This window comes from Marinobacter sp. LV10R520-4 (assembly GCF_002563815.1).
Classification (GTDB): domain Bacteria; phylum Pseudomonadota; class Gammaproteobacteria; order Pseudomonadales; family Oleiphilaceae; genus Marinobacter.
This window is the reverse complement of sequence record NZ_PDJM01000001.1, coordinates 1,963,511-1,985,724: the sequence shown is the minus strand read 5'-3', so window position 1 is coordinate 1,985,724 and position 22,214 is coordinate 1,963,511. Positions and strand designations below refer to the sequence as shown.

General features: G+C 57.0%; 23 protein-coding genes. 12 read left to right on the top strand and 11 right to left on the bottom strand.

Translation table 11 applies throughout. The features are described from left to right. The first annotated feature begins 41 nt into the window (after positions 1 to 41). On the top strand, positions 42 to 518 hold the full coding sequence (gene coaD, locus ATG98_RS09565; RefSeq protein WP_098422765.1) for a pantetheine-phosphate adenylyltransferase: 477 nt from the start codon (positions 42 to 44) through the stop codon (positions 516 to 518). An 85-nt stretch (positions 519 to 603) separates the two neighbouring features. Here the strand turns inward: coaD and ATG98_RS09560 are convergent, their stop codons facing one another. From ATG98_RS09560 to ATG98_RS09540, 5 genes are all read right to left on the bottom strand, one after another. Continuing rightward, complete coding sequence (locus tag ATG98_RS09560) at positions 604 to 1,890, bottom strand: DUF945 family protein (protein WP_228706073.1); 1,287 nt, start codon at positions 1,888 to 1,890, stop codon at positions 604 to 606. A gap of 30 nt (positions 1,891 to 1,920) precedes the next feature. Further along, positions 1,921 to 4,062 carry a polyphosphate kinase 1 gene (gene ppk1 / locus ATG98_RS09555; RefSeq protein WP_098420838.1) on the bottom strand — a complete coding sequence of 714 codons (2,142 nt, stop codon included), beginning with the start codon at positions 4,060 to 4,062 and terminating at the stop codon, positions 1,921 to 1,923. A gap of 66 nt (positions 4,063 to 4,128) precedes the next feature. Beyond that, positions 4,129 to 5,118, bottom strand: a complete 990-nt coding sequence (gene hemB, locus ATG98_RS09550; protein ID WP_098422761.1) for a porphobilinogen synthase — start codon at positions 5,116 to 5,118, stop codon at positions 4,129 to 4,131. Positions 5,119 to 5,326: 208 nt separating this feature from the next. Then, complete coding sequence (locus ATG98_RS09545) at positions 5,327 to 5,548, bottom strand: hypothetical protein (protein ID WP_098420836.1); 222 nt, start codon at positions 5,546 to 5,548, stop codon at positions 5,327 to 5,329. Between the two features lie 219 nt (positions 5,549 to 5,767). After that, positions 5,768 to 6,370, bottom strand: a complete 603-nt coding sequence (locus tag ATG98_RS09540; protein WP_098420835.1) for a uracil-DNA glycosylase family protein — start codon at positions 6,368 to 6,370, stop codon at positions 5,768 to 5,770. 94 nt (positions 6,371 to 6,464) lie between these two features. Between ATG98_RS09540 and ATG98_RS09535 the strand changes: the two genes are divergently transcribed. Together ATG98_RS09535 and panP are read left to right on the top strand one after the other, a co-directional pair. Beyond that, complete coding sequence (locus ATG98_RS09535; protein WP_098420834.1) at positions 6,465 to 6,803, top strand: DUF503 domain-containing protein; 339 nt, start codon at positions 6,465 to 6,467, stop codon at positions 6,801 to 6,803. Between the two features lie 87 nt (positions 6,804 to 6,890). Further along, the gene (gene panP / locus ATG98_RS09530; RefSeq protein WP_098422760.1) at positions 6,891 to 8,546 is read left to right on the top strand and encodes a pyridoxal-dependent aspartate 1-decarboxylase PanP; all 1,656 of its coding nucleotides are present in this window, start codon (positions 6,891 to 6,893) and stop codon (positions 8,544 to 8,546) included. 102 nt (positions 8,547 to 8,648) lie between these two features. On the opposite strand, the gene ATG98_RS09525 is transcribed toward panP, so the two are convergent. Further along, positions 8,649 to 8,915, bottom strand: coding sequence for a hypothetical protein (locus tag ATG98_RS09525; RefSeq protein WP_098420832.1), 267 nt, complete (start codon positions 8,913 to 8,915; stop codon positions 8,649 to 8,651). Positions 8,916 to 8,952: 37 nt separating this feature from the next. Next, positions 8,953 to 10,515, bottom strand: a complete 1,563-nt coding sequence (locus ATG98_RS09520) for an inorganic phosphate transporter (protein WP_098424417.1) — start codon at positions 10,513 to 10,515, stop codon at positions 8,953 to 8,955. 228 nt (positions 10,516 to 10,743) lie between these two features. On the opposite strand from ATG98_RS09520, the gene ATG98_RS09515 reads away from it, so the two are divergent. Further along, positions 10,744 to 11,202 carry a flavodoxin gene (locus ATG98_RS09515; RefSeq protein ID WP_098420830.1) on the top strand — a complete coding sequence of 153 codons (459 nt, stop codon included), beginning with the start codon at positions 10,744 to 10,746 and terminating at the stop codon, positions 11,200 to 11,202. 48 nt (positions 11,203 to 11,250) lie between these two features. Here the strand turns inward: ATG98_RS09515 and ATG98_RS09510 are convergent, their stop codons facing one another. The 3 genes from ATG98_RS09510 to ATG98_RS09500 form a co-directional block, all read right to left on the bottom strand. Further along, positions 11,251 to 12,114 (bottom strand): acyl-CoA thioesterase, encoded by an 864-nt coding sequence (locus tag ATG98_RS09510; protein WP_098422758.1) that lies wholly within the window; start codon positions 12,112 to 12,114, stop codon positions 11,251 to 11,253. 87 nt (positions 12,115 to 12,201) lie between these two features. Continuing rightward, on the bottom strand, positions 12,202 to 13,422 hold the full coding sequence (locus ATG98_RS09505; RefSeq protein ID WP_098422756.1) for an NAD(P)/FAD-dependent oxidoreductase: 1,221 nt from the start codon (positions 13,420 to 13,422) through the stop codon (positions 12,202 to 12,204). Between the two features lie 12 nt (positions 13,423 to 13,434). Continuing rightward, positions 13,435 to 13,602, bottom strand: a complete 168-nt coding sequence (locus ATG98_RS09500) for a rubredoxin (protein WP_098420827.1) — start codon at positions 13,600 to 13,602, stop codon at positions 13,435 to 13,437. 245 nt (positions 13,603 to 13,847) lie between these two features. Between ATG98_RS09500 and ATG98_RS09495 the strand changes: the two genes are divergently transcribed. The 5 genes from ATG98_RS09495 (at position 13,848) to phoR (ending at position 18,105) form a co-directional block, all read left to right on the top strand. After that, positions 13,848 to 14,405, top strand: a complete 558-nt coding sequence (locus ATG98_RS09495; protein WP_098420826.1) for a hypoxanthine-guanine phosphoribosyltransferase — start codon at positions 13,848 to 13,850, stop codon at positions 14,403 to 14,405. Then, the gene (locus tag ATG98_RS09490; protein ID WP_098422754.1) at positions 14,386 to 14,976 is read left to right on the top strand and encodes a chorismate--pyruvate lyase family protein; all 591 of its coding nucleotides are present in this window, start codon (positions 14,386 to 14,388) and stop codon (positions 14,974 to 14,976) included. The genes ATG98_RS09495 and ATG98_RS09490 overlap by 20 nt, the downstream gene beginning before the upstream one ends. A 95-nt stretch (positions 14,977 to 15,071) precedes the next feature. Continuing rightward, entirely contained in the window at positions 15,072 to 15,959 is an 888-nt protein-coding gene (gene ubiA / locus ATG98_RS09485; RefSeq protein WP_098422752.1) for a 4-hydroxybenzoate octaprenyltransferase, read from the top strand. A 99-nt stretch (positions 15,960 to 16,058) separates the two neighbouring features. Beyond that, positions 16,059 to 16,751 carry a phosphate regulon transcriptional regulator PhoB gene (gene phoB / locus ATG98_RS09480; protein ID WP_098420823.1) on the top strand — a complete coding sequence of 231 codons (693 nt, stop codon included), beginning with the start codon at positions 16,059 to 16,061 and terminating at the stop codon, positions 16,749 to 16,751. Between the two features lie 28 nt (positions 16,752 to 16,779). After that, on the top strand, positions 16,780 to 18,105 hold the full coding sequence (gene phoR, locus ATG98_RS09475) for a phosphate regulon sensor histidine kinase PhoR (protein ID WP_098422750.1): 1,326 nt from the start codon (positions 16,780 to 16,782) through the stop codon (positions 18,103 to 18,105). Here the strand turns inward: phoR and ATG98_RS09470 are convergent. Then, positions 18,071 to 18,955: a response regulator gene (locus ATG98_RS09470; RefSeq protein ID WP_098422748.1), complete on the bottom strand. Its 885-nt coding sequence runs from the start codon at positions 18,953 to 18,955 to the stop codon at positions 18,071 to 18,073. The genes phoR and ATG98_RS09470 overlap by 35 nt on opposite strands. A gap of 218 nt (positions 18,956 to 19,173) precedes the next feature. On the opposite strand from ATG98_RS09470, the gene ATG98_RS09465 reads away from it, so the two are divergent. From ATG98_RS09465 to ATG98_RS09455, 3 genes are read left to right on the top strand one after another with little or no spacing between them, the layout of a single operon-like run. Next, the gene (locus tag ATG98_RS09465) at positions 19,174 to 20,430 is read left to right on the top strand and encodes a lytic murein transglycosylase (protein WP_098422746.1); all 1,257 of its coding nucleotides are present in this window, start codon (positions 19,174 to 19,176) and stop codon (positions 20,428 to 20,430) included. Between the two features lie 43 nt (positions 20,431 to 20,473). Then, positions 20,474 to 21,502 (top strand): metal-dependent hydrolase, encoded by a 1,029-nt coding sequence (locus ATG98_RS09460; RefSeq protein WP_098422744.1) that lies wholly within the window; start codon positions 20,474 to 20,476, stop codon positions 21,500 to 21,502. Positions 21,503 to 21,507: 5 nt separating this feature from the next. After that, entirely contained in the window at positions 21,508 to 22,200 is a 693-nt protein-coding gene (locus ATG98_RS09455; protein WP_098420818.1) for a pseudouridine synthase, read from the top strand. The last annotated feature ends 14 nt before the right edge of the window (positions 22,201 to 22,214 follow it).

Here is a 22,214-nt window from a genome sequence, read left to right as displayed (position 1 = left end):
GCTATTCTGGGCAAAATAACGACGTAGAGACGGAGCTGTACATGCCAAAAGTTATTTACCCGGGTACGTTTGACCCCATCACCCATGGTCATACTGATTTAATTGAACGGGCTGGCCGGTTATTCGACGAAGTGGTGGTAGCGGTTGCCTATAACTCTAAAAAAAAGCCCTTACTAGAACTGGAGGAACGCTGCGACCTGGTACGCCAGGCCACAGCCCATGTTCCCAACGTGACGGTCATGGGCTTCAGCAATCTATTAGCAGAATTTGTACGCTCACAGAACGCCACGGTGATTTTGCGCGGCCTGCGGGCGGTGTCAGATTTTGAATACGAATTTCAGCTGGCAGACATGAACCGCCGCTTGGCGCCGGAACTGGAAAGCGTGTTCCTCACGCCAACCAATCATCTGTCTTATATATCATCTACCCTGATCCGCGAGATTGCGTCCCTGGGCGGGGATGTATCCGAATTTGTTGATCCGGCGGTGCAAGCCGCGTTGAAAAAAAAATTCAGCTAAAGCAGAACGCCCGAACCAGGCTATTCCCTTAGCCAAACCAACACCGGCCAGCACGCCAAATCAGGCGTCTGGCCAGGCACATCGGTTACAAAAGCGGCGGCAGAGGAATGGCTCGGCCATTAACGTTCAACACCAAATCTTTCAACGTTGCCTTCAATAACAGGCGGTCACCTTCCGTAACCAACAACCCATCTTTAATCAACGGCGCTGTTTGCATGCGCACAGCTTCGTTGTCTTCAGCCAGAGCCAGCGGTATGGATAACTCCATTTCACCCTCAAGCGCCGGCATGATCAATTGCGACGCAGAATCGCCAGCAGCCCCGGGATGAGTTACCAGCACCTTGCCCTGCAAGGGCCCTTCAGGGCTGACCAGATGAATGTCCGGAAAACCCACGCTGAAGCCTGCTGCGGCTAACATCTGCATCGACTCGCCTACGTCTGACATCGCCTGCATTTGCTGCTGAAACGCGGTTGGATCGCCATTTTCCGCAGCAAATGCCGCCAGCTGCATATCCGTCACGCTGCGGCTAACCGCGTTCCAGGCCTCTACGTTCAAGCCCTTCAGCTCAAACTCAATGCGGTGTGGCCCCAGGGTATCCCCAGCCAACTGCAGCTCGTCCAGCTTGATGCTTATAAAAGAATCCAGAGCGCTGTTGTCGTTTATCGCTTCGCTGTTCGAATAGAGTGACAGACCGCGCAGCATAACGGCGTCAGCGTTGGCAGGCATCAACTCCAGACTCTGCAGAGCCAAAGTGCCCTCGCCGACCCAGACATCACCGCTTAAGCGCTGCATTTCTTGCTCCAACGTCAAATCACCGAGGCGCAGGTCTACCTCTTCCGAGGCAATCACCAGCGACGGCCAGTCTGCGCTGATATCCACAACGTCTGAGCCAAGGCCGCCTTTTACGCGCACCACACCACCATCGCCAAAGACTGTTTCCCCGTTGCCGTCATCAGTGACGCTGAACTTGGGCACGGTCAGCTCGGCCACCGCCGAACCCCAAAGCCGTGTTTCTGCGGTCAGGCGTGGGGCATCGTCGCCAAACCAGCTTTCGCCTGCCGGGGTCCAGCCGTTCACCGGTTTAAAGTCGGTTAGGCTGCCGGTCACGCCATGGCTCACACTGGCAAGGTAGGGAACGCTCAATTCCTCACCACTTACCGGGTCGTGCAACAACAATGTACCTTCAAATTCGGAGCTCCAGAAGCCGCGGTCGTAGCGCCCGACTTGCATTTCTAACCAGCCCTGAGAGCCGTTCACTTCCTGTGACGCCAGCTGCCACTGCTGCTCGGCCAGGTAGCCTGTGCCGTAGGGCAAAGCAATACCCGCCACCACTAACAATCCGGCGGATGCCATTATCCATTGTCGTTTCAAAGCGTTCTCCAGTCATACCACATTAATAAATCAGGATTTGGCGGTCAGCCGCTCCAGCAACACCAGCTGCGACGCCAGCCTTGGCTCGCCCTCCGCCGGTTCGTTCTGCTCATAACGGCCATCAGCCTGCAACACCCAAGACTGGCAGTTATCAGCAAGATAGGTATTCAAATCGTCTTGCAAGCGCGCCACCAGCGCGGGCTCTTCCACCGGAAAGGCGACTTCAACACGCCTCAGCAGGTTACGTTCCATACCATCGGCGCTGGAACAATACACCTCGGTTTGGCCATCGTTACCAAAGTAGTAAACCCGGGTATGCTCTAGAAAGCGCCCGATAATAGAGCGCACGTGAATGGTGCTCGACAACCCGGGCACCTGGGGCCGCAGGCAGCAGATGCCGCGAATAATCAGATCGATTTTCGCACCGGCCTGGGAGGCACGATACAGCGCTTTAATCAGCTGAGGCTCGGTCAGGCCGTTGAACTTGAAAATAATCCGGCCCTTCTCACCCAGGCGGGTTTCCCGCTCAATCAGTTGCAGTATTCGCGAATGCAGAGTGAATGGTGAGTGGAACAGTTTCTTGATTTTTAACGCCTTACCCATACCGGTCAGCTGCTGGAACAGTTTGTTCACATCGTCGCCGATAGATTCGTCGCAGGTCATAAAGCTGTAGTCGGTGTACAGGCGAGCGTTGGCGGCATGATAGTTACCCGTGCCCAAGTGCACATAGCGCCGCAAGCGGCCTTCTTCGCGGCGCACAATCAGAATCATTTTGGCATGGGTTTTGTAGCCCACTACCCCGTACACCACAATTACCCCGGCTTCCTGCAGGCGGCTGGCCAGCTCCAGGTTTTCCTCCTCGCTGAAGCGCGCCCGCAACTCGATAACAACGGTGACTTCTTTACCGCGACGAGCGGCATCGGCCAAGGCTTCGACCACTTCGGAGTTGGCACCGGAGCGGTACAAGGTCTGGCGAATGGCCAGCACCTGCGGATCTTTGGCGGCCTGGCGCAGCAAATCCACCACCGGGCTAAAGTTTTCATAGGGATGGAGCAACAGAATCGGACGCTTGCGGATACTGTCAAACATGGAGTCACGGCTGCGAATCTGGCGCGGGGTCACCGGGGAGAAACCGGAATAGCTCAGGTCCGGTCGGTTCACTAGACCCCCCACCGCCAGCAGCCGGGTCAGGTTTACCGGGCCGCGCACCTCATAGAGGTCGCGCTCGGTCAGGCCAAACTCGGCCAGCAGAAACTGAACCAGCTCCTGCGGGCAATTATCCGCCACTTCCAGGCGCACACCGTCACCAAAGCGGCGGCTCAGCAGCTCACCGCGCAAGGCCGAGGCCAGGTCTTCCAGATCGTCTTCCAGCTCCAGGTCCGCATTACGGGTCAGGCGAAACTGGTAACAGCCTTTGATTTCCATACCGGGGAACAGCTCGTCGGTATGGGCGTGAATCATCGACGACAAAAACACCAGATTGTCGCCGCCGTCGCACACGTCGTCCGGCAGCCGCACCAACCGCGGCAAAGACTTCGGCGCCGGCACTATGGCCATGCCGGTTTCGCGGCCAAAGGCGTCTTTGCCGTCCAGCTCCACAATAAAGTTGAGGCTTTTATTCACTAGCCGCGGGAACGGGTGCGATGGGTCCAGGCCAATCGGGCTGACCACTGGTAGTATTTCTTCGTCAAAATAGGTGCGCACCCATTGGGCCTGAGCCGGGGTCCATTCGTGCCGGCGCACAAAGTGGATATTCTGCTTTTCCAACTCCGGAATCAGCACGTTGTTCAAGATATCGTACTGTTCGTCAATGTACTCGTGAGCCACACGGCTGATTTCCGCCAGTAACTGTTCCGGCTGCAGTCCGTCGGCGTAGGTTTGCTCCCGGCCGTACTTCAACTGCTGACGCATACCCGCCACGCGGATTTCGAAGAATTCATCCATGTTGCTGCTGAATATGCAGCAAAAAATGAGTCGGTTGATCAGCGGGTGGGTATCGTCCAGGGCCTGCTTCAATACCCGGTGGTTGAACTGCAGTTGACTCAGTTCGCGGTTGAAGAAATTTTCGCAGGCGTCCAGGCTCAGACTTTCCTCGGGCGAAGGCACAGTATCTGCTGCGGGCAACGTGGCCTCATTGTCGGCAATCTTCAGATTGCCCTTTTTACTGGTCATTGGCTTACCGTCCTTGTTTTGTTACTGCGCCCGCAGTGCGGGGCCTGAGCGACCCCGCACTGCGGATCATTTCTGTTTCATCAGCCGCGCGGCGCGAATAGCAAAGTAGGTCAGGATACCGTCGGCGCCGGCTCGGCGCATGGCCATAAGGCTTTCCATCATCACCGCATCGCCGTCCAGCCAGCCATTTTGTGCTGCGGCCATGTGCATGGCGTATTCGCCACTGACCTGGTACGCGAACGTGGGCACCTGCAACTCGGTTTTCACCCGTCTGACAATGTCCAGGTACGGCATGCCCGGCTTTACCATCACCATATCGGCGCCTTCGGCGATGTCCATGGCCACTTCGTGCAGGGCTTCGTCGCTGTTAGCCGGGTCCATTTGGTAAGTAGCCTTATTGCCTTTGCCAAGGTTGCCGGCAGAGCCTACTGCGTCGCGGAATGGGCCGTAATAGGCAGACGCGTACTTGGCGGAATAGGCCATGATGCGGGTGTTCACGTAGCCCGCTTCTTCCAGGGCTTCGCGGATCGCAATAATGCGACCGTCCATCATGTCGGACGGTGCAATCACATCGGCACCGGCTTCGGCCTGAGACAGCGCTTGTTTCACCAACGCATCTACGGTGATGTCGTTTAGCACATAGCCGTTGTCATCAATAATGCCGTCCTGACCGTGCGTGGTAAACGGGTCCAGAGCGGCGTCAGTAATCACACCCAGTTCCGGATGGGCCTGTTTCAACGCACGTACAGCCCGCTGCGCTAAACCCTGGGGGTCCCAGGCGCCAGAGCCCTGCAGATTTTTATGCTCGGCAGGCACCACCGGGAACAGAGCAATAGCCGGTATGCCCAACTCCACCACTTCGGCAGCCTGGGCTAATAGAAGGTCAATACTCAAACGCTCCACGCCGGGCATAGAGGCCACGGCTTCGCGCTGGTTTTCGCCATCCAAAACAAACACAGGGAAAATCAGATTGTCAGGCGACAGCTGGTTTTCACGCACCAACCGGCGGGAAAAATCACTGGCGCGGTTGCGGCGTAAGCGGGTGGCGGGAAACATGCGGGGAGTCAGATTCGACACGGAACCTCCAGATTGGGAAAAAGAGTGGCAAAATAGAGTGGTACAAAAAATAAAAGCCGGCTGCGAACGTCGGCACAGGTTTTTATGATACACCTCGGCCGCCAAGCTTGCAGTTGCGGTAACCGTGTAAACAAAAAGCCCGGGCAATGTCTCCCGGGCCTGGCATCACTTTCTGACTACTTTAGGCTTAGAGTGCACGGCCATTAAAACCTGCGTCCGCTTTGTTGCTGCCATCACTACGAAAGCCGTTCGCCACTTCACTGATGGTGCCGCCCCGGCTCAGGTAGGCCTCAATATCAGCCTGCAACTTAGCTCGAACCCGGGCACGACCCGCAATGGAATGGGTGTTTTCAGCGTCGGCAGACGAGCCGCCGGATGTCTCCAGACTGCCTTCGTCGAATTCACTCATATTGTTCTCCATCAACGAAAACCAAAAATACGAACGCTAAAGACCTCAGGCCGGCAGCATTCCATTTCGACAGAATTCCACATATTGGACTGTCTTGGCGTCTTTATAATCCGTAAACGATGACAAGGCTATTTATTGGCAAACACTTTTTTGTAATTTTTTGTAACAGATTTCAGCGCATTGATTTAGATAGCTATTAAATCCCGGGGCAGAACTGGCTCAGCGAACGTTCAACAAGCCCGCTACCCGCTGCTGAAGCGCTGGCACCACCTCGGCTTCAAACCAGGAATTACGGCGCAACCAAAGGTTATTGCGCGGGCTGGGGTGTGGCATAGGCAGCTGCGCCGGCCAGTACGCCCGCCAGTTCTGCACATTCGCCGTAACGGTTCGGGCAGGGTTCGCCAAGTGCCAATTGTGCGCGTATTGGCCAATCACCAGAGTCATGGCAACATTGGGCAGGCGTTCCAGCAGAGCGCTGCGCCAGGCCGGCGCGCATTCGGGGCGTGGAGGCAAATCACCGTTTTTACCGGTCCCAGGGTAGCAAAAGCCCAAAGGCAAAATGGCCAACTGGTGATCATCGTAAAAGGTCTCGCGACCAATACCCATCCACTGGCGCAGCCGATCGCCGCTGGGGTCGTTAAAGGGCAGACCGGTTTCATGCACCCGGCGCCCGGGCGCCTGGCCCACCACCAGAATCCGTGCCGACTCAGCCATCTGGATCACCGGGCGAGGGCCGTAGGGCAAATTTTCAGCACACAGGGTACAGGCCCGTACCCGACTTAATAACTGTTCAAACGGCAAACTTGCAAGTGAATCTGTCATCGGCGAACCTTGGCAAATTAGGGACACATTTTAACCGGGGACGGCAAGCCGGGGACAGATTTGAAATCTGTCCCCTATGCTGAAGGAATCGTGAATGTCTGACGCATTACGCAAACTGCTCAAAGAGTCGGCGCAGGCTCCGGCGATCACCCCACACATCGGCGTGCTCACCCTGCACTTTCAACTTTATGCCTGTGATGATCTGAAAGCCAAGCGCAAAGTGTTTGCGCCATTGAAAACGATCTGGGGCAAAGAGCCGGACCTGGCGGTGGCCGAAACTGACCATCAGGACGCCCTGGATTGCGCCACCTGGGCTGTCGTGGCACTGGGCTCGTCGTCACAGCAGATCAGCCAGCGCCTGGACCAGGTCGAAAAAGCCATCAGCGAACGTATTGATGCCGCCATTTTGGACGTCGATCGGCAGCTGCTGTAAAGCACACTTGATGAGGTGCCGCCCAATGTGGCGTAACCACTTTTCACGCCGTATACTACGGCTCCTCGAGACTGCGCGTGGCGCCCTATGACCGGAATTAAAAAATCCGCCCAGGCCTCTGTAGAGGCAATGTATCGTGTTTTCACGATTCCTGAGGCACCCGATTCTACCCTGAGCCGGATTGACCAGGACATATCCCGTAATCTTGCCGGTTTTCTTCAGGATCACATTGTTGCGGTAGAGCGCGACCTGGCCGACGTTGAGAAGAATTTCTCCGAATACAGCGTGCCAGAAAAGCCCATATTTGTGTCTGAGCAAACCCAGTTTCTGCTCGACAAACTGGTGGCGAACTCGGTACACACCGCATCACCGGCTTTTATTGGCCACATGACGTCGGCACTGCCCTATTTCATGCTGCCGCTGTCGAAAATCATGATTGCCCTGAACCAGAATCTGGTGAAAACCGAAACTTCCAAGGCGTTTACACCTCTGGAGCGCCAAGTGCTGGGCATGATTCACCGGCTGGTGTTCGAAGAAGACGGTTCGTTCTACCGCAAATGGATGCACAACCCCCGCTACGCGCTGGGCGCCATGTGTTCCGGCGGCACCGTTGCCAACCTGACAGCGCTTTGGGTAGCCCGCAACCGCGCGTTTCCGGCGGAAGGTAACTTCCGCGGCTTACAACAGGAAGGCCTGTTCCGCGCTTTGAAATATTACGGTTACGAGGGCGCCGCTATTGTTATGTCGCGCCGCGGCCATTATTCCCTGAGCAAAGCCGCCGACGTATTGGGCCTGGGCCGCGATGCTCTGGTGACTGTGGCAACCGACAGCAACAACCGTATCCAGATTGATGCGCTGCGGGAAAAATGCCTGCAGTTGCAGAAACAGAAAATCAAGGTGATTGCCCTCTGTGGCGTTGCCGGCACCACCGAAACCGGCAACGTAGATCCGCTGGAAGCCATGGCCGATATCGCGCGCGAATTCGGCGCACACTTCCACGTAGATGCCGCTTGGGGTGGACCAACCCTGTTTTCCCGACGTTATCGTTCGCTGCTAAAAGGCATTGAAAAAGCCGACTCGGTCACCTTTGACGCTCATAAACAGCTTTACGTACCCATGGGCGTGGGTTTGGTGGTGTTCCGCGACCCCAGCCTGGCCAGTGCGGTTGAACACCACGCCCAGTACATTATCCGCAAAGGCTCGCGGGATTTGGGCAGCACCACGCTTGAGGGATCGCGCCCGGGCATGGCGATGCTGATTCACTCTGGCCTGAAAATTCTGGCCCGAGAAGGTTATGAACTGCTGATTGACGCAGGCATTGGCAAGGCCCGAACATTCGCGGCCATGATTGATGAGGCTGAAGATTTCGAACTGATCACCCGGCCCGAACTGAACATTCTGACCTATCGCTACTGCCCGCCACAGGTCCGGCAGGCTCTGGAAGGTGCCGATGAAATACTGGCGGAAAAGATCAACACCAGCCTGAACCGCATCACCAAGTTTATCCAAAAAACCCAGCGTGAAAGGGGTAAGGCGTTTGTCTCCCGCACTCGTTTGGAGCCAGACAACTACTTCAACTTCCCCTGCATTGTGTTCCGCGTGGTGCTGGCCAACCCGCTGACCACCGCTGACATACTGGCGGATATTCTGGCAGAGCAACGGCTGCTGGCCAGGGAAGAAGGTATTGCCGACGAAATGGCGATTCTGAACAACCTGGCTGCCGGCGCCAGGGCGCCAGCCTAAGCACTTTTAATCTGCTCTAATCAGGTCTAGACAGACAGAACAAACAATAACGGCGCCTTTCGGCGCCGTTATTGTTACAACTGTAGGAGCTTGCACCCGTGCTTAATAAAGCGCGTCTTCGTCGTCCAGCACTTCGTGAATAATATCCAGAAACATGCGGTCCGCATCACTCCACTTTTCCGGAATACGAATACTGGTGCTGGCGCTGATTTCCCGCGCGATAGCCTCGTCAGAATTAGGCTCGCCTTTGTGCTTGCGGGCAATGTCCATCGATCTGACCGCAATGGTGGGTTCGCTCATTACTTTCTTGATAAACACCCTCAGCTCGTTAATTATCCTGGCCTGGTTGCTTTCAACAGACGTACTCATAAGCTCACTCCCCTGTAGATCGAACTGTCATGGGACACTAAATCATTAGCCCGCGCAACGTGAAAAACAGTATTGCTGCCATCAATGCCGACGCCGGCACTGTAACAATCCAGGCCGTCGCGATACGGGTAAGGTGAGAGCGTTTCACCATCTCTTCCCGATAGATTTTCTTGAGTCGCTTGCGGTCGGTTTTTGTCAGTGGCACCTGTTTTTTATTTCTCTTCGCACGCTTGAGCAAGTTTTCCATTTCCTCGACGGACGCGTTGCGGAAATCATCCAGAAACGGCTTCAGCCGTTCGCGCTCCTCGGGGTCACGCTCTTCCATGATTTTATGCAGCTGGGTGGCGTAATTCGACTTCAGATACTCACGCAGGAAGCCCACGCCAAACACGCCGCCAATGGCGATGTGGGTGGAGCTTACCGGTAGCCCAAGCTGCGACGCCAGAATGACGGTTAAAGCAGCCGATAGCGCAATGCAAAAGGCGCGGGTTTTATCCAGCTCGGTGATTTCGCTGCCTACGGTTTTGATCAGTCGCGGACCAAACAGCATCAGGCCCAACGCAATACCCAGGGCACCTACCGCCATCACCCATAAAGGAATACTGGATGACGTCATCACGCCGCCGTTGGCTATGGCATCGTTTATAGCCGCCAGGGGCCCGATGGCATTGGCTACGTCGTTAGCACCGTGGGCAAAACTGAGCAGCGCCGCGGCAAAAATCAGCGGCCAGGTGAACAGCGTGTTTACACCGGCGGCGTTGTTTTCCATAGTCGCGGCTTTACGGTTAACCAACGCGCGTATCGCGAAGAAGGCCACCGCGGCAGCCACCAGACCCACCAGCGAGGCACCCATAAAGTCCAGCGACACGAGTTTTTTCAGGCCTTTGAGCATTAGATAGGTGCCAAACGCCCAGGCCATACCGGCCACCAGCCAAGGCACAAAAATGCGCGCTGCCGCGATAACATTGCGCCGGTACAGCACGGTGCGGTTTATCAGGTACAAAAACAGAGCTGCCAGAACACCACCCAACACCGGTGAAATTACCCAGCTGGCGGCGATTTTGCCCATAACCTCCCAATCCGCAATGCCCCAGCCTCCGGCCGCAATACCGGCCCCCAGCACCCCGCCCACAATAGAATGGGTGGTAGACACCGGAGCGCCCATCCAGGTGGCCAGGTTCAGCCAGAGCGCGCCAGCCAGCAGGGCTGCCGTCATCAACCAGACAAAGGAGCGGTCGTCACTCAGGTTAGACGGATCGATAATCCCGCCCTTGATGGTAGACACCACGTCGCCGCCGGCAATCAACGCGCCAGCGGCTTCAAAAACAGCCGCCAGAGCGACCGCGGCGCCCAGCGACAAAGCACCAGAGCCCACCGCCGGGCCCACATTGTTGGCAACATCGTTGGCACCGATGTTGATGGCCATATAGCCACCAATCACTGCAGCGGCCATCAGCAGCATGCCGTTTGGCAGGCCACTCGCAAACGAGCCTACCGACAACCAAACGCCCAGTAAAAACAACAGGCTGATTCCAACCCGAAAGCGTTCCGTGGAGGGGCTGGTAAGAAGTGTGTCCAGAAATCCGCTTGAACGGCTCATATCATGGAATATCTCATGTGGCATGGCGTCATCTGACTGCAGAAAAACTGCAGGCGGCACTATAAAATTTTTGCAATGAAATTGAAATAAATCCAGCGTAAGTCACCGTATTGCAAAAAACTATCGATCGAGGCTATCATCTCAACCTGGCAATGGTTGCAGCTGCTTCTCATTACCAGCAACTCACCACCAAAACCCAGACCTCACTCAATTGTTCGGAATTTTTCTATGAAAGCCATCCGCATTCTTGTTGGTAGCGTTTACGGTGGCGCTCTGATGAGTGCCCGCGCCATCGAAAATACACTGACGCCGCTCGGTTACCGTGTAACGGTTCTGGAAGAGCCACAGCTGTCTGACATTACCGACAACAATGACGCCCTGCTGGTGTGCACCTCTACCACCGGCCAGGGTGAGCTGCCCTCTAACATCCTGCAGTTTTATGTGGATTTGCGGGATCAGCTGCCACAGCAGCCAGGCCGCCCGTTTGGCAGCATTGTGCTGGGTGACAGCTCTTACGGCGATACTTTTTGCGGCGCCGGCGAACTGATCGAAGAAGCGCTCTACGAAACCGCCGCGCGTAAAGTGGGAGACACCCTGCGCATCGACGCCATGGAAACCATGGAGCCAGAGATCGAGGCCGCTGAGTGGGCGAAGGAATGGGTCAAGCAATTGGAAACACTTGCCTAAGACACGAACCAAAAAGCCAGTCAGAACTGCTCACTTCATTCGGTGCCGCTATTGGCTTTTTCGCAGGCGAATCAGGCCTTCCTGTGCACAGGACGCAACTATGTTACCGGACGAATTGTAGAAACTACCGCGATTCAATCCCCGCCCGGCCGCTGCACTCGGGCTGTCTTTGTCATACAACAACCACTCATCCATGCGAAAGTCGCTGTGAAACCACATAGCGTGGTCAAGACTGGCTACCCGCAAGCCGGCATCCCAAAACTTGACCCCGTGGGGCACCAGCGACGTGCCCAGGAACGAAAAATCCGAGGCATAGGCCAATAAGCAGCGGTGCAGCACTGGGTCGTCCGGCAAGGTACCTCTTACCCGCACCCAGTCCTGGGCTCGGGGTGGGCGGGGTTCAGGGTTTAGCAGATCGCCCGGGGCGACCGGGCGAAATTCCACCGGGCGATCGCGCGTCAGCAAATGACGCAGGGCTTCAGAGACATGAGGCGCCAGCAGTTCGCCCAGCTCCTGCTCGGTTTTCAGGGTTTCCGGCTCCGGCACCTTTGGCATGTCAAGCTGGTGTTCAAGACCGGCTTCCTCGGTTTGAAAAGACGCGCAACAGGTTAGTATTTCCTTGCCTTCCTGGCGAGCGGTTACCCGCCGTACAGAGAAACTGCCGCCGTCGCGCACTCGCTCTACTTCATAATCAATAGGCATGCGCTGGTTGCCCGGGCGCAAAAAATAAGCGTGCAGAGAATGGCACAGGCGGTCTTCCACGGTGCGGCTGGCGGCCATCAGCGCCTGGCCCAGAACCTGGCCACCGAATACGTTGGGAAACCCCAGATCTTCGCTGTCGCCCTGAAAGTGATCTACGCCGGTAGCGCTCAGGTTCAGCAAGTCCACCAGTTTTCGGGTTATGTCCAGCATGCGGGTTCCTGTTGAGTGATAATAAGCAAACGACCTAAATTTTCACCCAGGGCGCGCGGCTTGGCAATGAAAACCGACAATTCTCGGTCAGGAAACCGCGCGATGCAACGCCGGTAACTGCCGCGACAACGCCTGTTTTTCCATGGCAAAGCGGCCCGTCAGCGCAAAGCCTAACAAAGCTCCGTCTGAATTATTGAACAGCGCTTTCACGTGATTGCCATCCTGCTCGACCTGCCACTGCCCTTCTGCGCCCAACGGTGGTGGGTTTACCGCAGCCGGGCAGCAAGGTGTTTTAATCATCACCGGCATGGCCGGGTAGAGCACCTCGCTGCGCTCGCCGGCCAGGGTTTTTGCCAGCGCCCGGGCGCTGGCCATCAACGGCATAACATACAACAGCAGCTGGCCATCCACCTCGGCACAGTCGCCCAGGGCGTACACATCCGGCGCCGAGGTTTCCAGCGCCCGATTCACCACAATGCCACGGTTAACCGCCAGCCCGGCCTGTTGTGCCAGCTCAGTTCGCGGCCGCAGCCCCACCGCCGAAATCACCACATCGGCCTGCAGTTGCTGGCCGTTGGCCAACGCCAAGGTTACTCCGCCATCGCCTCCCGCCGGCACTTGGTCAATGCGGTCAACCTGGGTGCCCAGGTGAAAGATCACACCCAGCGCCTCCAGTTCATTTTGCACGGCGCGAGCGGCCGGTTCAGGCATTAACGTGGGCATCACTGTTGCCGAGGGTGCAACCACCTCCACCTGATACCCGCCCAGGCGCAAATCATTGGCAAATTCACAACCAATCAGCCCGGCGCCCATTATGGCTACCCGTTCAGCGCCCGTCAGCGCCGCGCGGAAGGCGCGATAGTCGTCCAGGTCATTAATGGAATACACCGCATCGCTGCCACTGCCGGCCAGGTGCAGTGGTACCACTTCTGCACCCCAGGCCAGCACCAGCTGGCTGTAGCTTTGCCAGTGGCTTTCTAAACGAGAATTTAAACGAGAGCCCAGCTGAATCTGATGGGCCTGTGGGTTCAAAGCCGTCACCCGGGTGTGGGGCAACAGGTGCAGATTGAACTGCTCAGCCATCGACCGATGACCAGCCTGGGACAGGCCGTCGGCATCTTTGCCCTTGCCAAAGCCGGTGGACAGCATGGGTTTTGAGTAGCTGGTACCGTCATCGGCGGTTACCAGCAATATGGCCGCGTCCGCGTTATGCTTGCGCAGCTCCCGCACCAGCGAGTAACCGGCCAGGCCACTGCCAACAATGACAATGGGATTAAGATTGGGATTGGGTTCGGAAGCTGTTGTCATGCTGTACCTGCCTCAGTCGATTTCAAGCATTTCAAAATCTTCCTTACCCACACCGCAATCCGGGCACAACCAGTCTTCGGGCACGTCATTCCACGCTGTTCCCGGTTTAATACCGTCTTCCGGCCAGCCTTCGGCTTCGTCATAAATCAGCCCACACACCACACACTGCCACTTCTTCATTACCTGCTCCTGTTACTATTACTGTTAGTAGCGATTGCCGTTCATCTACGCTTCAAATTGACGACCGGGCCAATCGAACCGCGGAAAATACGCAGTCCTTAACGCCCGCCGCAGCCTTACGGCATGGTCAGTATGCCTGTTTTGCCCGTGTAGCCATAAATACAGACCTTTCCATAACGGGTTAACTCTCCCTTCACACCAATCGCTCCGGTATAATCGCCCGTTTTACGACAGGACCGCCCGTTATGATCGATACCGTCGCCGAAATGAAGCAGGTAATGGCAGAAGCCGATTGCCTGGTTCCAAATCAGCAGGTACAGGCCGCTATTACTGCTCTGGCCAGCGCTATCACCGAACGCCTTGAAGGCAGCAACCCGCTGGTTTTCTGCGTGATGAACGGTGGTCTGATCACCACTGGTCAACTGCTCACCCAGTTGAACTTTCCCGTTCAGGCCGAATACCTGCATGCCACCCGTTACCGCCAGGAAACCACCGGCGGCATTCTGGAGTGGAAGCTGCGGCCGGAAGCCGATATGAACGGCCGTATAATTCTGATTGTTGACGACATTCTGGACGAAGGCACGACCCTGTGCGCCATCGCCGATTATTGCCGCGCACACGGCGCCGCTGAAGTGCTGACCGCCGTACTGGTCGACAAACAGCACGATCGCAAATGTCGACCCGGCCTGAAAGCCGATTTCACCGGTATGGATGTCGAAGACCGCTTTCTGTTCGGCTTTGGCATGGACTACAAAGGCTACTGGCGCAACGCGCCTGGTATCTATGCTGTCAAAGGTCTGTAAAAAAAGCCCACCGGCGGCCTGCGCGCTGACTATCCCGCCCGCCTGCTGGTATCGCCAGCCAGCGGCCGCGGGCTTGCGCAACCCTCAGGTTCATGGCCCGGCGCGTTACTGGTTAAACGTTCAGGGCTCATTCACCCGGGCGTTGCAGCAACGCTGTCAGCAAAGCTTTCAGGTAGAAGTCGCCAGCGAAGGTTTTGCCCTGCCCCGCGCCGAAGAAGCCCGCAAGCTGAATATTCCCTGGCGCCAGCAGGCGTGGATTCGCGAAGTGCGCTTGTGCGGCGACCGCCAGCCCTGGGTGTTGGCACGTACGGTTATCCCCCTGGCTTGTCTGCAAGGGCCCGGCCGCCAGCTTCGCAACCTGGGCAATCGGCCCCTGGGCGCTTACCTGTTCAGCCACCGCCAGTGGCATAGGGGCCCACTCGAAACCGGATTATGCCAGGGCACCCATAGCGGGCAACCGCAACTGGCCCGGCGCTCGCTGTTTCACACCCGCAGGCAGGGCCGCCAGCATTCGCTGATGGTGTGCGAATACCTGCTACCGCAGCTTTACAGCGGCGCAGAACGAACTTAATTCCGCCAGAGTTGGCAGCGGCTTTTTGACCCGCGCCCGGCACTGACTATAATCCCCTGCACATTCACCGTTATTACCGACCAGCGAACCCTGTCATGCTAGCCAACGCCTTGCCCGATCACGTTCGTTTACGCCTGCGGGATTACGCCCTACTGCTGCGCCTGAACCGCCCCGTGGGCACGTTATTGTTGCTATGGCCCACCTACTGGGCGCTGTGGCTCGCCGCCGACGGCATGCCCAGCCTGAGCAACCTGATTGTGTTCACGCTCGGCGTGTATTTTATGCGTGCAGCGGGTTGTGCCATTAATGACTTTGCTGACCGCGAATGGGACAGGCACGTCGAGCGCACCAAAGACCGGCCGTTAACCACCGGCCGCATCCAGCCCTGGGAGGCCGTCGCGCTGTTTGCTGGACTGGGCCTGGTATCGTTTTTAATGGTGCTGCTGTTTACCAACACGCTGACCCTCTATTTGGCTTTTGGTGGCGCTCTGTTGGCGTTCGTTTATCCCTTTATGAAGCGCTATACCCACCTGCCCCAGGTATTTCTGGGGGCGGCCTTTGGCTGGAGTATTCCGATGGCGTGGGCTGCCCAAACCGGTGAGCTCAGCCAGGTCACCTGGCTACTGTTTATTGCCAACGTTATCTGGTCGGTGGTGTACGACACCTTTTACGCCATGGTAGACCGCGAAGACGACCTGAAAGTGGGCATAAAATCCACCGCTGTGCTGTTCGGTGACGCCGACCGAATGATCCTGGGCATTCTGCAGACCACCATAATCACCATTCTGCTGCTGGTCGGCCAACAGGCCGAACTGGGCACTTTTTACTATATGGGTTTGCTGACCATGGCCTGCCTGTTCATTTACCACCAGTTTCTGGCCCGCGAGCGCGACCGGGCCGGATGCTTCAAGGCCTTTTTACACAACAATTGGGCGGGTTTTGCGCTGTTTGCCGGGCTGGCCGTTGATCGCATGCTGGCCTAGGCAAAAGCCTCGACCCGCTGTCACATGCCTGTAACAATAAGCGGGTGTAATACGGCGGACGCAACGTAACACTCCGCAACGCTAAAGCAGGTTACTGCCATGTCCGAAAAAACCATTCTGATTGTGGACGACGAGTCTGCCATTCGTGAAATGGTCACTATGGCCCTGGAAATGGCCGGCTATAACTGTCTGCAAGCCGCCGACGCACGGGCCGCCCACAGCCTGATTGTCGACAAGCGCCCGGATCTGATTTTGTTGGACTGGATGCTACCGGACACCAGCGGTATCGAACTGGCCCGACGGCTGAAAAAAGACGACACTACTGCGGCAATTCCCGTCATAATGTTGACCGCAAAAGTCGAAGAAGATAACAAAATACTGGGCCTTGAATCCGGCGCCGACGACTATATCACCAAGCCATTCAGCCCGCGGGAGCTGTTGGCACGGCTGAAAGCCGTGCTGCGACGCAGCACACCCGCCGGTGTTGACAGTACGCTGGAAGTCGGCGGCCTGACTCTGGACCCGCTCAGCCACCGGGTCAGTAGCCACACCGGACGGCTGCAACTGGGGCCCACAGAATACAGACTGCTGCAGTTTTTCATGAGCCATCAGGACCGGGTGTACAGCCGCAGCCAGCTGCTGGATCAGGTTTGGGGCGCTAACGTGTATCTGGACGAACGCACCGTAGACGTCCACATCCGCAGGCTACGCAAAGCGCTTGGCACCCATCACGACCATCTGATACAAACCGTTCGCGGTGCCGGCTATCGATTTTCTGCAAACTCCGGCTAAGCGCCGAACCCGTTACGGAACCATTGCCATGCAACAAAACTGGTCGCAATATCTGCGCCTGTTGATTGCCCTGCTGGGCCTGAGCTTGCTACTGGGTTGGCTGGTGGGCTTTCCACTTTACGGTTTGCTGGCCGGCTTGATGCTGTACCTGGGCTGGACCCTGGCGCAAACAAAACGCCTGCTGCGCTGGCTGGCGCAGCCGGACACCGCCAGCGAAGCGCCAGACAGCGTTGGCCTGTGGGGCGGTATTTTTGACGGCCTGAACAAACTCCAGCAACAGCACATCAAACATCGCTCTGCGCTGCAAGAGCGCCTTCAGCGGGTGCAACAATCCGCCAATGCCATGCGCGATGGCGTAGTGATGACCGATTCCCGCGGCACTCTGGAGTGGTGGAACGTCAGCGCCGGTTATCTGCTCAATCTGCGTAATGGCACCGATCAGGGCCAGCTGACTCAGAACCTGATTCGCCTGCCTGCATTCATTCATTATTTTGAACAAAAGCAATACCAGCAACCATTGGAGCTAAACGCACCAGCCCGCCCCCACCTGCGCCTGCAAATCCAGATCAGCCTGTTTGGCGACAACGACCGCCTGCTGCTGATCAAAGACATTACCCGCCTGCATCAGTTAGAACAGATGCGCCGAGATTTCGTCAGCAACTTGTCCCACGAAATGCGCACACCGCTGACCGTTATCAGCGGTTACCTGGAAACCCTGGGTGACCACAGCGATGAAATGCCGGCCCACTGGCAGCGCGCCGTTTTTACCATGGCAGACCAATCGGCACGCATGGAAGCGTTGGTCGCCGACTTGATTCTGCTGTCGAAAATTGAAACCGGCGACGGCAATCTGCATGAAAGCATCGTAAATGCAGGCGCTCTGCTGCAACAGGTTTGCGATGACGCAAACGCCCTAAGCGGCGACAAGCAGCATCGAATTGAGCTGACAATCGACGGCCCGGCGCAAATACGCGGCGACCTGTCACAGTTGCGCAGCGCAGTCTCTAATCTGGTTTTTAACGCGGTGAAGTACACTCCCGCACAAGGCCAGATTCGCGTTCGCTGGAGCGCCGGCGAACAAGGCCCGCTGCTAACGGTGGAAGACAACGGCATGGGTATAGACCCAAGCCACCTCCCGCGATTGACAGAACGCTTCTATCGCGCTGACCCCAGTCGCCACAAAGACACCGGCGGCACGGGGCTGGGCCTGGCTATTGTTAAACACGTGCTGTTGAACCACGACGGGCAACTGCTCATCAGCAGCAGCTTGGGTAAAGGCAGTACCTTTCGTTGCCAATTTCCCGCGGAGCGGGTTGTTACTAGCGAGGTGCAGCCGCTCGAAAGCGGGCAATGAAGCGCGACAGGTCTTCCATTTTTTTCGGGTCTTCGTCTACAAAGCGGATAGTGGCACTGACAAAGTCGGTGTCCTGGCGTTTGTCGACCGCGTGAAGTTGGTGCACGTATCCGTTTAGCCGCGCCACTTCGGTTTCCGAGATTTCAATATCCACCACCGCTTGGTCCAGAATGCCTGGAAACTGCTGGTCGCGGCGGGCAATCACCCGCACTTCGTTAAGATTGATGTCTTTTACCACCGACTGCAGGGTGTGGTCAGCAAAACGCACGGTGGCCATATTCATCAACGCGCCTGCCTTTGCAGCTGGCTGGCGCTGGGGCGAATTCGCAGCTGCCACAACAGCGGCCGGCTCCGCAGGCGTTGTAGAAGCAGCCGGGGACTCTGTTTTACGGGTCAACAGGGAGGCCGACTGTGCCAGGGCATCGGCCTGAACCGCAGGCGCCTTGCCAGAGCTTGCCATGGCCTGCGCCAGCGTTTGCCCCATCACTTTACGGATTTTTTTACCCAGACCGTCAGGGCTGAAAGGTTTGCCCAGATATTCCGATACGCCCTGCTGTATGGCTTCGACCACGTGGCTTTTGTCGCCACGGCTGGTAATCATAATAAACGGCACTTTGGCGTACTGGGGCTGCTGACGCATCCATTGCAGCAGTTCCAGCCCTGACATTTCCGGCATTTCCCAGTCGCAGAGAATCAAATCAAAAGTGGTGCGCAACATCAGCGACTGCGCTTTTTTACCGTCGGCTGCATCGATGGCTTCAATAACAGGAAACTGCTGCCTGACAGCACGCTTGATCAGGTCCCTTACAAAGCTGGCGTCATCCACTACCAGTGCTGTCAGCATCGCCATTGATTCAACCTTCTATTGCGCTGTTGTCGATCTGTTTTAAGTTACTATAAAACAAACTCCCCTGATAAAAACCCTTCACGTAAAAAATGTCGTCCTCCTGTGGATGCAGGTTACTGATTTGTCACCCGTCAACAGTGGCAAGTGTGTTTTTAGGGCCGTAAAAAACGCTACTATGGGCGCTAATAATACGCCCCACGCCCATTTTCCGGAGGTTCTACGTGTCTGTCTTCATTTCACGCTTTTTTCGCCCGGCCGCCACGGCCCTGTGTGCCGGCATCCTGGCCACCCTGCCGCTGGGTGCTAGCGCCAACATTGCCGATAAGGCGACAGACCAGCCTGCTACGGTCAACAATTTTGAGACCTGTAAAGCAGACTTGCAGCAGCAGGCCATAGCCGCTGGCGTTAGCGCTGAAACCGCGCGCAGCGTGTTGGCTGGCGCGGAATATCTGGAACGGGTGATTGAGCTGGACCGGCGCCAGCCGGAATTCACCACGCCCTTTGCTGACTATTTGAACCGCCGGGTAAACGACACTCGCATCGACAAGGGCCGTCAGCTATTAATAGAGCACGCCGATCTACTGCAACGAGTGACCAATGAAACCGGCGTGCCCGCCGCCTATTTATTGTCGTTCTGGGGCCTGGAAACCAACTACGGCAGCTATTTTGGCAAAATGTCGGTGCCCAGCTCCCTGGCAACACTGGCCTGTGACGAACGCCGCAAAACCTTTTTTACCCGCCAGCTGATTGCTGCCCTGCAGATTGTTGACGAAGGCGCCATTAGCCCCGAGCAAATGGAAGGCTCCTGGGCCGGTGCTATGGGCCACGTGCAATTTATGCCTACGGTCTTCCTTCAGCACGCCGTCGACGCAGACGGCGATGGCCGCCGTGACCTGTGGAACAGTTTACCAGACGCGCTAATGTCAGCCGGGCAATTTTTGCAGTCTATGGGATGGGATGGCGACTACCGCTGGGGCCGTGAAGTACAGCTACCCGATAACTTTAACTTTGCCCTTGCCGATGGCCGCCGCAAATCTCTGGAGCAATGGAACCAGCTTGGCGTTACCGACGCATCAGGCGGCCCCCTGGCCCAAGAAGCCATTGATGCCGCAATCATTGTGCCCGCCGGCCACCAGGGCCCGGCGTTTCTGGCTTATCACAACTTCAAAGTGATTATGGGCTGGAACCGCTCGGAATTTTACGCCATCGCTGTTGGCCACCTGGCCGACCGTATTGCCGGTGCAGGCGGGTTACAGAATCCGCCACCGGTAGATGCGCCCACGCTGTCCCGCGACAACATCATGCAGCTACAGCAGCAGCTGGAACAGCGTGGATATTCCGCCGGCACGCCAGACGGCATTATGGGCCCGGCCACCCGCGCCGCTATTCGCCAGTACCAGATCGCCAACGGACTGGTCGCCGACGGCTATCCGGGGCCTCAGGTTTTACGAGTTCTGCAGGTGACGCCGGCGCTTTGATGCGCCGGTAGCTAACCTCACTAACCAAAATGATGCGATCTCCATGGACTCAATCACTCAGGTAGCTCTTGGCGCTTCCATCGCAGGCCTGATAGCCGGTAAAACACTCGGGCGATCGGTTCTGCTGACCGGCGCGCTGTTAGGCACGCTTCCCGATATGGATGTGCTGATTGATTATGGCTCGGCCGTCGCCAACTTTACCCAGCACCGGGGCTTTAGCCACTCTCTTTTTGTGCTTGCGCCCCTGTCGCTGCTGCTTGCAACTCTGTTCTGGCGCTGGAAGCCACAACTGGGGTTCCCTCGCTGGTTGTTACTAACGGCACTGGTGTTGCTGACGCACCCTATTCTGGACACGTTTACCACCTACGGCACACAGCTGTTCTGGCCCCTTGGCCGGCCGCTGGCCATCAGCAGTATTTTCATTATTGACCCCCTGTATACGCTACCGCTGCTGGCCGGCTGCGCCGCTTTTTCACTGCGGCCTCCGGCTGTGCGCGTCTTAGCCGGCGGCCTACTGCTGTCCACCGGGTATCTCGGCTGGTCGTTTGTCGCTCAGCAGGCAATAACCGAGCGCGTGCAACCGGCCCTGGCCGAAGCCGGCTTTGCCGACGCCAAACTTCTGGTGCAACCTATGCCCTTCAACACGGTGCTTTGGCGCGCCACCGCGATCACCGACCAGCAGCGGGTTGAAATCGTGACCGGCTTTCTGGATGGCGACAGCCCCTTAACCCTTGAATATTTCCCGCGCCAGCCGGCGCTTGCCAACTCTGTTGCGCAATTGCCCGAAACCCACCGCCTGGAATGGTTTACCCGGGGGTTTCTTGACTACCAAGCGCGCGACGGTGAAATCACCGCTACCGATGTACGCTTGGGTATTCCCGGGGCGCATCCGTTTACGTTTGTTCTCGCCAATGAACAGGGTGGCATACTCAAACCCGGCAATGGCGAACAGGCACCCCGGCCCGCCTTCAACAGCGCTGCAATGCCCTTGCTGTGGGGCCGCATAACCGGCGCTATCCCGGTTCTTTGTCTTGCCAGCCTTGCCACGCCAGCGCCCGGCCAGGAGTGTTGAAGACCATGCGCCTCGATCAATTTATTGCCACTAGCTCAGACCTTTCACGCAAAGAAGCAAAGCATGCCATAGCCGCTGGTGACGTTCAGGTAAACGGCGCCCTGTGGAAGAATTCGGCCGCCGCCGTTCCGGCCAACGCTGAGGTTTTGCTGCAAGGAGAACCCGTTGCCCTACCTGCTGAGCGCTACTTGATGCTCAACAAGCCCGCAGGATATATCAGCGCCACCCGCGACAATGACCAGCCCACAGCGCTGGATCTTCTGCCGGCAGAGCTGACCCGCAATCTTCATATTGCCGGCCGCCTGGACGCAGACACTACCGGTTTGCTGCTGCTGACAACCGATGGTCAGTGGTCGCACCGGGTCACCTCGCCAAGAGTGGAGTGCACGAAAACTTATCAGGTGGCTTTGAGCGAGCCGATTTCACACACGGCCATTGCGGCACTGGAAACCGGCGTGATGCTTCGTAACGACACTAAGCCGACAAAGCCCGCTCAGGTGAAGGTGCTGCAGTCACAGCTCATAGAGCTGACTATTTCTGAAGGCCGCTACCACCAGGTCAAACGTATGATGGCCGCCGTTGGTAATCACGTCACGACTTTGCACCGCAGCCGCATTGGCGGGGTAACGCTGGATTCGGCACTGGCCGCTGGTGAGCATCGCTTTTTAACCAGCGCCGAAATCGCCAGTTTTACCTAGAAATTCTCAAACCA

What these genes read in the sequence shown, in the direction of transcription:
- ATG98_RS09505 (WP_098422756.1), bottom strand. Translation starts at nt 13,422, where the DNA reads ATGACAACAGCTTCCGAACCCAATCCCAATCTTAATCCCATTGTCATT.
- ppk1 (WP_098420838.1), bottom strand. Translation starts at nt 4,062, where the DNA reads ATGACCAGTAAAAAGGGCAATCTGAAGATTGCCGACAATGAGGCCACG.
- ATG98_RS09520 (WP_098424417.1), bottom strand. Translation starts at nt 10,515, where the DNA reads ATGAGCCGTTCAAGCGGATTTCTGGACACACTTCTTACCAGCCCCTCC.
- ATG98_RS09540 (WP_098420835.1), bottom strand. Translation starts at nt 6,370, where the DNA reads ATGACAGATTCACTTGCAAGTTTGCCGTTTGAACAGTTATTAAGTCGG.
- ATG98_RS09455 (WP_098420818.1), top strand. Translation starts at nt 21,508, where the DNA reads ATGCGCCTCGATCAATTTATTGCCACTAGCTCAGACCTTTCACGCAAA.
- hemB (WP_098422761.1), bottom strand. Translation starts at nt 5,118, where the DNA reads ATGTTTCCCGCCACCCGCTTACGCCGCAACCGCGCCAGTGATTTTTCC.
- phoB (WP_098420823.1), top strand. Translation starts at nt 16,059, where the DNA reads ATGTCCGAAAAAACCATTCTGATTGTGGACGACGAGTCTGCCATTCGT.
- ATG98_RS09490 (WP_098422754.1), top strand. Translation starts at nt 14,386, where the DNA reads ATGCTGTCAAAGGTCTGTAAAAAAAGCCCACCGGCGGCCTGCGCGCTG.
- panP (WP_098422760.1), top strand. Translation starts at nt 6,891, where the DNA reads ATGACCGGAATTAAAAAATCCGCCCAGGCCTCTGTAGAGGCAATGTAT.
- ATG98_RS09525 (WP_098420832.1), bottom strand. Translation starts at nt 8,915, where the DNA reads ATGAGTACGTCTGTTGAAAGCAACCAGGCCAGGATAATTAACGAGCTG.
- coaD (WP_098422765.1), top strand. Translation starts at nt 42, where the DNA reads ATGCCAAAAGTTATTTACCCGGGTACGTTTGACCCCATCACCCATGGT.
- ATG98_RS09515 (WP_098420830.1), top strand. Translation starts at nt 10,744, where the DNA reads ATGAAAGCCATCCGCATTCTTGTTGGTAGCGTTTACGGTGGCGCTCTG.
- ATG98_RS09510 (WP_098422758.1), bottom strand. Translation starts at nt 12,114, where the DNA reads ATGCTGGACATAACCCGAAAACTGGTGGACTTGCTGAACCTGAGCGCT.
- phoR (WP_098422750.1), top strand. Translation starts at nt 16,780, where the DNA reads ATGCAACAAAACTGGTCGCAATATCTGCGCCTGTTGATTGCCCTGCTG.
- ATG98_RS09460 (WP_098422744.1), top strand. Translation starts at nt 20,474, where the DNA reads ATGGACTCAATCACTCAGGTAGCTCTTGGCGCTTCCATCGCAGGCCTG.
- ATG98_RS09545 (WP_098420836.1), bottom strand. Translation starts at nt 5,548, where the DNA reads ATGAGTGAATTCGACGAAGGCAGTCTGGAGACATCCGGCGGCTCGTCT.
- ubiA (WP_098422752.1), top strand. Translation starts at nt 15,072, where the DNA reads ATGCTAGCCAACGCCTTGCCCGATCACGTTCGTTTACGCCTGCGGGAT.
- ATG98_RS09535 (WP_098420834.1), top strand. Translation starts at nt 6,465, where the DNA reads ATGTCTGACGCATTACGCAAACTGCTCAAAGAGTCGGCGCAGGCTCCG.
- ATG98_RS09495 (WP_098420826.1), top strand. Translation starts at nt 13,848, where the DNA reads ATGATCGATACCGTCGCCGAAATGAAGCAGGTAATGGCAGAAGCCGAT.
- ATG98_RS09470 (WP_098422748.1), bottom strand. Translation starts at nt 18,955, where the DNA reads ATGGCGATGCTGACAGCACTGGTAGTGGATGACGCCAGCTTTGTAAGG.
- ATG98_RS09500 (WP_098420827.1), bottom strand. Translation starts at nt 13,602, where the DNA reads ATGAAGAAGTGGCAGTGTGTGGTGTGTGGGCTGATTTATGACGAAGCC.